This is a genomic window from Corallococcus exercitus (assembly GCF_003611585.1).
In the GTDB taxonomy this organism is placed as follows: Bacteria; Myxococcota; Myxococcia; order Myxococcales; family Myxococcaceae; genus Corallococcus; species Corallococcus exercitus.
Window position 1 is genome coordinate 1 of sequence record NZ_RAVW01000404.1, and the last position, 8,914, is coordinate 8,914.

6 protein-coding genes and 1 pseudogene are annotated in these 8,914 nt (G+C 70.5%); 2 read left to right on the top strand and 5 right to left on the bottom strand.

What is annotated here, in order from left to right:
* Nucleotides 1–1,815: ABC transporter permease (locus D7W79_RS33715; RefSeq protein WP_147442178.1), on the bottom strand; the 1,815-nt coding region annotated here is incomplete at its 3' end.
* Between the two features lie 255 nt (nt 1,816–2,070).
* Here D7W79_RS33715 and D7W79_RS33720 point away from each other — a divergent pair.
* Nucleotides 2,071–3,552, top strand: coding sequence for a hypothetical protein (locus D7W79_RS33720; protein ID WP_120529446.1), 1,482 nt, complete (start codon nt 2,071–2,073; stop codon nt 3,550–3,552).
* 76 nt (nt 3,553–3,628) lie between these two features.
* Here D7W79_RS33720 and D7W79_RS33725 read toward each other — a convergent pair whose 3' ends face one another.
* From D7W79_RS33725 to D7W79_RS33740, 4 genes are all read right to left on the bottom strand, one after another.
* Entirely contained in the window at nt 3,629–6,355 is a 2,727-nt protein-coding gene (locus D7W79_RS33725) for a PQQ-dependent sugar dehydrogenase (protein WP_120529447.1), read from the bottom strand.
* A gap of 55 nt (nt 6,356–6,410) precedes the next feature.
* The gene (locus tag D7W79_RS33730) at nt 6,411–6,947 is read right to left on the bottom strand and encodes a hypothetical protein (protein ID WP_120529448.1); all 537 of its coding nucleotides are present in this window, start codon (nt 6,945–6,947) and stop codon (nt 6,411–6,413) included.
* Between the two features lie 85 nt (nt 6,948–7,032).
* Entirely contained in the window at nt 7,033–7,569 is a 537-nt protein-coding gene (locus D7W79_RS33735; protein ID WP_120529449.1) for a hypothetical protein, read from the bottom strand.
* Nucleotides 7,570–7,747: 178 nt separating this feature from the next.
* A complete protein-coding gene (locus D7W79_RS33740; RefSeq protein WP_120529450.1) occupies nt 7,748–8,302 on the bottom strand; it encodes a hypothetical protein in 555 nt (184 codons plus the stop codon).
* A gap of 190 nt (nt 8,303–8,492) precedes the next feature.
* Here D7W79_RS33740 and D7W79_RS33745 point away from each other — a divergent pair.
* Nucleotides 8,493–8,914, top strand: a pseudogene (locus tag D7W79_RS33745) (alpha/beta hydrolase family protein); the annotation flags it as partial.

Genomic DNA, 8,914 nt, shown 5'->3' on the forward strand with positions numbered 1-8,914 from the left:
CACCCCCACCACCCGGCCCCCGAAGGCGCCGTTGCCCAGGTCCATGTCCGTGTCCACGGTGCGGCCCAGCGGATCCTCTCCCGGCCAGAAGCGTCGAGCTGCCTCCGCGTTGATCAACACCGCGCGCCCACCCGCGCCCCGGTCCTCCGGCAAGAGCCCCCGGCCGCGCAGCACGGGCACCCGCAGGGCCTCCAGCGCCCCCGGCGTAACGATGCGGAGGCTGGCCTGCCAGGCCTCCGCGCCCGGCGGCACGGGCCTCCGCGGGTCACGCACCGCCAGCGTCCAGCGCTTCCCCTCCATGGGCAGCGCATTCACCGCGCCCACCGCTTCCACGCCGGGCAGGGCCCGCAGCCGTTCGAGGAGCCCATCGTAGAAGGCCGCGGGCGCCGCGCTGCCCATGGCGTAGCGGATGGGCGGCAGGTCGAGCCTCGCCGTCAGCACGCCCTCGGACTGGAAGCCCGGGTCGATGCGCCGCAGGTGCACGAAGCTGCGCAGGAGCAGGCCCGCGCTCACCAGCAGCAGCACCGCCAGCGCCGTCTCCGCCACGATGAGCGCCGCGCGCGTGCGGTGGTGGTGCGCGGCGCCTCCCGCTCCCTCGCCCACCGTCCGCAGCACGCGCGCCAGCTCCACCCTCGACATCTGCCACGCGGGCACCAGCCCGAAGAGGAGCGTGGTGAACACCGACAGGCCCGCGGTGAACGCCAGCACGGTGCCGTCGAGCGCCACCTCGTCGATGCGCGGAATGTCCCGGGGCCCGAACGCCGCCAGCGCATCCAGCGCCCACATGGCCGCGAGCAGCCCGGCCACGCCGCCCAGCACCGACAGCAGCGCGCTCTCCACCAGCAGCTCCCGCGCGATGCGCCCCCGGCTGGCGCCCAATGCCAGACGTACGGACGTCTCCCCCTCGCGCGACGCGGCCCGCGCCAGCAGCAGGTGCATGAGGTTGGCGCACGCGATGAGCAGCACCAGCCCCACCGCGCCCAGCATCAGCAGCAACGAGGGGCGCACCTGGCCCACCAGCACGTCGCGCAGCGACTCCACGCTCGCGCCCATGTCCGCGTTCGTCGCCGGGTACCGCGCCGCCAGGCTCCGCGCGACCGCGGAGGCCTCCTCCCGCGCCCTCGCGAGGCTCACGCCCGGCGCGAGCCGCCCGTACACCTCCAGCCAGTGCGCGCCGCGCGCCTCCGGCTTCGTCATGGACTCGTCCTGGACCAGCGGCGTCCACAGCTCCGCGTGCGAGGGGAAGTCGAACCCCGGGGCCATCACGCCCACCACCGTCCACGGCAGGGGCCCGCCCAGGTTCAGCGAGCGGCCCAGCACCTCCGGGTTGCCACCAAAGCGGCGCTGCCAGAGCGCATGGGACAGCACCGCGACCTGGGGCGTCCCCGGCGCGTCATCCCCCGGCTGCAGCGCGCGGCCCAGCTGTACGCGAGGCCCCAGCACCTGGAAGAACCCGGCCGTCACCAGCCCGGCCTGCACCTTCATGGGCGAGGACTCCGTGCGGTCCGCCCCCAGCGTCACCGTCGCGGACGCCGCGCCGACGAGCCCCTCGAAGGCCCGCGCCTGTTCGCGCAGGTCCATCAGGTCCGGCGGCGAGGTGGGCCCCGGGCCCTGCCGGCCCACGCTGAACAGCCGCACGAGCCGGGCGTCGTCGCGCATGGGCAGCGGACGCAGCAGCACCGCGTGCACCACGCTGAAGATGGCGACGTTGGCGCCAATGCCCAGCGCCAGCGTGGCCACCGCCACGAGGGTGAAGGTGGGACTGAGGCGCAGCCGTCGCAGCGCGAACCGGAGGTCCTGGAGCAGGGAGGCCATGTCGGACGCGCTTGAGCATGGCGCATGCCACGGGGCCGGGACAGCCACTCCCTGGGGACAGGTGGGATGAACGCACCACGACCCTGACCGGCGCTGGGAATCCGCATCCCGCATCCGGACACGCGTTCGCGCCAGACGCAGGCGCTTGCTCGCGTGACGCGAAGGTCCACCGCCGCGTCCGGCCATCCCTCTCACGCCGCCGTGGCACCCGGCTTGCGTAGGCACCCGGCGGTCCCCGTCCTGCCGGAGCACGCCTTGCCCCCTCTTTCCTCACGCCACGCCGTCCGCCGCTTCACGCAGTCCCTCCTGGTGGTCGCCATGGGAGGCACCGCCCTCCGCTGCAAGGACGACCCGGTGGATCCAGCCCCGGTGGACCCGCAGACGCTCTGCTCCGGCACCTTCAGTGACGGCACGAGCATCAACGTCGCGAACCCGCAGCCCCTGTTCGACGTGCCCCTGCCCGAGCAGTCGTTCTGCGACTTCCACACCTTCGCGTGGAACCAGTTCCTCTACCTCACCCAGACGGTGCAGGACCCCAACGACCCGGTGACCCCCAGCAAGCCCCGGTTCCTGTCCTATGCGCCCTGGTACAACATGCTCCAGCCGGATGGCTCCCCCCGGCCGGGCGCCTTCCCCGGCGGCGTCACGACGCTCCAGGTGAGCCACCTGGACCAGAAGCAGGCCGGCAGCGGCCAGGACGAACTGGTCGACGTCGCGGGCAACACGGTGCTGTATGACCTCCGCTTCAACCCGACGATGTATGACTTCATCACGGGCAGCACCTACTACACGCAGGCCGGATACGACGCGTTCTGCCAGCCCACGGACCCAAGCCAGCCGTTCACCCTCTGCGGCAACACGACGCAGATCTGGATGCCCTGGGGCACCAGCACGCAGATGGGCTCCATGGAGCTGAAGTCCGCCTGGCGGCAGTTCCCCGGCAATGACTGTCCTTCCACCCAGATGTACTGCGCGGGGTCCAACCTGGGGCTCGTCGCGCTGCACATCGCGCAGAAGACCCCCACGCACGGCGAATGGGTCTGGGCCTCCTTCGAGCACGTCGCCAACACGCCGGATTGCGCGGCGGGCTCCAGCTCGCCCATCGCGCCGCTGTCGCCCCTGGGGACGCCGTGGGCGTTCTTCAATCCCTCCACGGCGCCCGCCAGCGTGATGGAGACGAAGACCTGCGGCGTCGTCCCCGGCAACGCGCAGTGCAACCTGGACCCGAAGGTGGGCACCGGCTTCCAGCAGGTGAACATCTGCCGGACGGACGCCCTGCCGGCCGGGGGCGCGAGCGCAGCCAACTGCGCCGTGGTGGACTCCTCCACCAGCGACCCGAACGCCAACAGCGGCGGCAACGTGTCCTGCCTCAACGCGACGCTGCGGCCCCAGCTCGCGGGCATCTGGGGGAACTACCAGCTCGTCGGCACGCTGTGGACCAAGGGCACCCAGCCGCCGGACCAGGACTTCTGGATCGACATCTTCCAGTCACCCAAGCAGGGCGTGCCGGAGAAGACGGCGGTGGGCTTCCCGAACCTGGCCAACACGGCGCTGGAGACCTACCTCCAGATTGGCTCCACGGCCTACGACCCGAACGGCTCCGGCCTGTCCAACGCGAACAAGGCGGGCTGCTTCGGGTGCCACAACCCCGTGGCCCAGGACACGGCCACGGACCTGAGCCACTTCCCGTCGAAGTTCGACGACCTCACGGAGCCGCGCGTGCCCGCGAAGCAGTGAGGCCTGGGAGCCGCTGATGCTGACGACGGGAGGGCGTCCAGGACGGACCCCCTCCCGTTCGTGTTTCAGCGGCGGCTCATTCCGCGCGCGACCGCTTGCGCCGGGTGGCCAGCGCGACGAGCGCCAGCCACGCGAGCGGGGCCACGGGGGCCGCGCCGCAGCCGCAGCCGGAGTCGTCCTCGGGCGGGGGCTTGCTCGTGCCCGCGTCGGTGCCGCCGGTCCCCGCGTCGGTACCGGCATCCGGCTCGCAGCTTCCGTCCCCGACGCAGACCGTCACCGTGGCCTCGGCCGGGACTCCCTGCGTGTCCACCACCACGAAGCGCACCGTGTGCGGGCCCGGCGTCAGGCCCGTGGTGTCCCAGCGGTTGTGCTCGCCACCGAAGTGGAAGTGGTTGTCCGAACGGACGTCCGTGTATTCGAGCGTGCCGTCCACGTAGAACCCGGCGTGGGTGCAGCCCACGTCGTCCACGCAGTCGCCGAAGAACTCCGCCGTGGCGCCGGACACGTGCTCTCCCTGGGTGGGACGGGTGAGGACGGCGCGCGGCGCCTCATCCGCCTTCGTGGTGATGCTGAAGGCCTGATCCGCGGCCGGCGACACGCCATTGGACGCCCGCACGCGCACGTCCACGGTGCCCGCCGCGGAGGGCGTCCAGGTGATGAGGCCGGTGGCCGCGTCGATGCTCATGCCCTGCGGCACCGTGCCCTCCAGCGAATATGTGGGCACCGGTCGGCCCTCCGCCTCCACGTCGTAGCGGTACGCGGCCCCCACCACGGCGGTGGTGACGGGCGTGGAGGAGATGGCGGGCGCCAGCGGTTCGTCATCCGCCTCCACGGCCTCCAGCGTGCGCGCATCCAGGCCCGGCATGGCGAGCGTGATGGTGGCCACGCCGCTCACGTTGTCCGCGTCCTGCGCGGCCTGGAGCGTGACGGTCTGCGGAGTGCTCCAGTTGGACGACGTGAACGTGAGCGTCCCCCCGGAGGCCACGGTGAGGTCCGCGTCTCCCTGGGTGGGCGCCACCGTCACGGTGACGGTCGACGAGGGCCGCAGGGACAGGGCCACGGTGAAGGTGGCGGTGCCGCCCTCGGGCACGGAGACCCGGGTGGTGGACAGCACCAGCCGGGGCGAGTTGTTGTCGATGGTGGTGGCCACCACGGACTCGGTCCGCAGGCCCTCCGAGGACACGTCGAAGGTGGCGGTGTCCGCGACCGCGTCCGCGTCCTCCGCCGCCTCGAGCATGACCACCTGCGGCGCGCTCCAGCTCTGCGGAGAGAAGGTGAGGGTGTCACCGCCCAGCAGGCGCAGGTCCTCGGAGCCGCCCGCGGCCCGGGCAACGGCCACCGTCACGGGCGCGGCGGGGGCCTGGGCCAGCCGCACGGTGAAGGCCGCGCGGCCGCCCTCCATCAGGCGCAGGTTGAGTCCCGACACGACCAGCTTCTGGACGGAAGCCGCCGGAGTCACCCGCCGCACGACGCTGGCGGTGTGCCCGATGGCGTAGAGCGCGCCGTCCGGGCCCACGGCCATGTCCACGCTGGAGGAGAAGCCCGTCCCCCACTCGTCCACCGTCGCCACCGAGTCATCCTCCGCCAACGTGGCGCGCGTCACCTGGCCGGAGTTGTAGTCGCCGAAGAAGTAGTTGCCGCGGTACTCCGGCGGGAAGAGGGTGGCGTCGTAGAAGGTGCCGCCCGTGATGGAGCCGCCCAGCCCCTGCGTCGTCGCGCTGCCCCCGCCGCTGGTCGCGTCCGGCAGGCCCGGCTGGGCCACCGTGAAGGTGGTGGTGCCGGGCGCGTTGTTGGCGCTGGCGACGTAGAAGGTGCCGTTGAAGCTCGCGTCCGTCACGCCTTCGAGGGTGAGCCGCTCCCCCTTGCGGAAGCCGTGCGCCCCCGTCGTGGTGAAGGTGGTGACGCCCCCGCTGCGCACCGCGCCCGCGGCGGTGAGGTTGCGCGCGTCCACCCCGTTGGTGCGGTACTTGATGACGGGGGTGATGTAGTCGTTGGTGACGGGCTGGTTGTTCTCGTAGTCGTCGTAGCCGGCGTGGCTTCTCCGGTTCACGACGAAGACCTGCTCGTAGCCGGTGCCCACGCCGTTGACCCACAGCTGGCCGCTGGTGGGCTGGAACGTGAAGGTGAACGGATTGCGCAGGCCGCGCGCCCAGATGTATTCGTTGTTGGGGCCCACGCCGTCGTTGAACGGGTTGTCATTGGCGGGCGTGCCGTCCAGGTTGGCGCGGCTCACCTTGGCCGCCATCGACGTCAGGTCCGCGTCCACGCCGGTGCCGTTGCCCAGGTCGCCGATGGACCAATAGAGCTTGCCGTCCGGGCCGAAGCCCAGCCCGCCGCCGTCATGGTTCTGGCCGTTCGTGGGCAGCTTCGTGACGACCTCCGTGCGCGCGATGCCCGTGCCGTTGGAGTCCGTGTAGCGGACGATGCGCTGCTCGGTGGCGGAGACGGTGACGAAGAAATAGACGTACCGGTTGACCACGTAGTTCGGGTCGAACGCGATGCCGATGAGCCCGCACTCGCTGTTCGTGTAGACCGAGGGCTCCGTGGCGAACGTGCGGGTCACCAGCGTGGAGGTGCCCGGCTGCGTCTCCAGGACGCCGTCCTTCAAGGCCACCGTCCGCACGACGCCGTTCTTCAGCGTGATGAACAGGCGCCCCGAACCATCCGGTGCCCACGCCATGCCGGTCGCGGCGCTCAGTTGATTGGAGGAATAGTTCGTTTCCACGAAGCCGGCGGGCACCGTGGCCCGGGCTGGCGCGGACATCATCAGGAACAGCAGTGAGGCCATGAGGGGGGTACGCATGGCCCGGAACCTACCGCACCCGCAGTGGGGCCCGAGGCCCCACGCGGAGGAATCCCTACCGCGTCGCGGTGAAGTTCCGCTGGATGAAGCACTGCAAGTCAATGTTCTCGGAGGAGGCGAGCCTCAGCTCGTACTCGCCCTCGATGACCGAGCGGTCGGTGGACGACCTGGGCGAGGGCGCGGCCACCGTCGAGGTGATGCGGATGGTGCGATCGAGCTTCTGGTCCGTGAGGAGCTGGCTGACGCTGAAGTCGAGCTTCCGGGAGGGCTCACCGTAGTAGTAGGTCGACAGCGTGATGCCGTCGAGCTCCCCCGTGACGTAGCCGTCGGACACGTTCAACACGAGCGGCCCCTTGGGCAGGCCCACTCCCAATCTCTCGCATCCCCCGCCCGGGGGCGAGGTGTCCGCGAACTGGAGCGTGTAGGTGCCCTCGATGGCGCAGCCCTCCTCACAGTCAGGATACGAGCTGCCGCAGCCCGGGTTCCCCATGCCGCTGCCCATCGTCATCATGCCCGCGGCGAGCAGCACGGGAACGCGGAGGAACGTCACGGCCTTCGAGGAACGGGTGCTGCGCGGGGACTCGGTGTGCATGGAAGACTCCGGGTGGAAGCGGGGAGGCGTGAGGATAGCCCAAACGCCTGCTCACTATCTCACCCGGAGTCCGTGCCGCTTCACGCTACAGCGTCACGTTGCCGGACAGCACCTCGGTGAACTTGCAGGGGATGTTGCTGGAGAGCGTGGTGCAGGTGGACGGCTGCGACGGCGTCCACGTGGTGGCGTTGAGCTTGATGGCCGCCTGCGCGCGCTGACGGTAGACGCCCGGCGTGTTGGGCGTGGGGTTCGCCGTCTGGCCGCCGAAGTCGGTGTTCGTCTCCGGGTAGCAGCTGCGGCTGCCCGCCACCGCCGTCCAGGTGACCGTGCCCGTGCTGCTCACCGACTTCTTCTCCACGATGGAGCAGACGTAGATGATGGGGTAGTCCTGCTCGCAATCCCAGACAGAGGCCTGCGCGCTGATGGGGCCCCCGATGTCATACGTGTAGGGCGTCGTCGCTTCGACCACGCACGTCGTGCCCGGGATGGCCTTCGTCACTTCGGACCGCACCTGCGCGACGTCGCTTCCGGCGGGGGCCGGCTCCGTGGCTTCCGGCGCGGGACCACAGGCGCTGAACGCAAGGGCCACCACGGCGAGGCTGCACGTCTTGAACTTGAACATGGGGGGAGTGTCTCAGGGGGAAATGAGGCTGACAGGCGCTGCCACCGCTCACCCTTGCAAACCCATGCATCTCCATGGGTTCCATGCGAGAAGTGACTAGCGTGTCAGAAAGGTAAATCCCCTTGAGGGTTGCCGTCCACCCACGCGGTGCGGGGGGGGGGGGGCACGCCCCGTGAAGTCACGGCTTGCGGGACGCGACGCTGGGCGCCACGGTCATGGCCTGGCTGAACCGGCGGGTGCCGTCCGAGAAGGCGCCCCGTGCGACCTCCTGCCCGGAGGTGCTTAGCACCTGGGCGAACACGTGGTCGAAGCCCTTCTCCAGGCCCATGGACTGGTGGGGTTCGCCCTTGGAGTCCGCGACCATGAAGAGCGACGTGTCCAGCTCCGGAGGAGGCGCTTCGCCCTTCTCACGGAACAGGTCCTTCATGGCGTTGAGCGACTCGTTGTGGCTCTTGCGCAGCTCCCCGCGCGCCATGCCCTTGAAGAGGCCCGGGACGTCACGCAGGTCCACGTGGATGACGACGATGGGCTTCTTCTCGCGGACTTCATAGAGGAACTGGGAAGCATGCTGGCGCAGCTCCTCCCGGGTGCCCTTGTTGGCGTACAGCACCAGGGTGGGGCGGCCCTGCCCGATGGGGACTTCCTTGCCAAACACGTCCTTGAGTTCAGCGGCGGCGGCGGGAAGTGCTCCCAGCAATCCAAGCAGGCAGGTCAGCAGTGCGGTCTTCTTCATGCAGTGGCTCCAGAAGGTGGATAGACGCATCGGGTCCACCAACAGCGCCATGTCCACGCTGAATCCCCAGCGGTGAATTCAAATCCGCGCAGGTGACGGCTGCTCATGAGGGGACAAGGAGCCGGGTGACAGAAGGGCCGCCCCCCGGTGTTCCACCCGCCAGCATCCCCTTCGCTGGAGGTCGCAGACCATGGGCAGCTCATTGGATCGTCGCTCCCTCATCCAGGCCGGCCTGGGATTGACCGGGGGGCTCGCGCTGCTCCGGGGCTCCCCGGCCATCGCGGCGGGACAGCCGTCCACGACCTCCACCGCCGCCGAGGAACCCCGGCCCTGGTGGGAGCTGGGGCTGATGGCGGACCCCATCATGGAGAGCCAGCTCCTGCACTTCCTGGCCGCGACCTACAGCGCCCAGGCGGACATCAGCGAGGTGCTGGACACCGCGAAACGCATTGTCGCGGGGGATGACTGGAGCTGGCCCGACGAGTGGGTCCGCACCGCCGACCGCATCCGCGCCATGGGCGACACGAGCCTGTCCCGCCGCCATCCGCTGAGCGCGGGCAATGCCTACCTGCGCGCCGCCAACTACTACCGCGCCGCGCTCATCCACCACCC

Coding starts and splice junctions, on each gene's coding strand:
- D7W79_RS33725 (WP_120529447.1), bottom strand. CDS start 6,355: ATGCGTACCCCCCTCATGGCCTCACTGCTGTTCCTGATGATGTCCGCG.
- D7W79_RS33730 (WP_120529448.1), bottom strand. CDS start 6,947: ATGCACACCGAGTCCCCGCGCAGCACCCGTTCCTCGAAGGCCGTGACG.
- D7W79_RS33735 (WP_120529449.1), bottom strand. CDS start 7,569: ATGTTCAAGTTCAAGACGTGCAGCCTCGCCGTGGTGGCCCTTGCGTTC.
- D7W79_RS33740 (WP_120529450.1), bottom strand. CDS start 8,302: ATGAAGAAGACCGCACTGCTGACCTGCCTGCTTGGATTGCTGGGAGCA.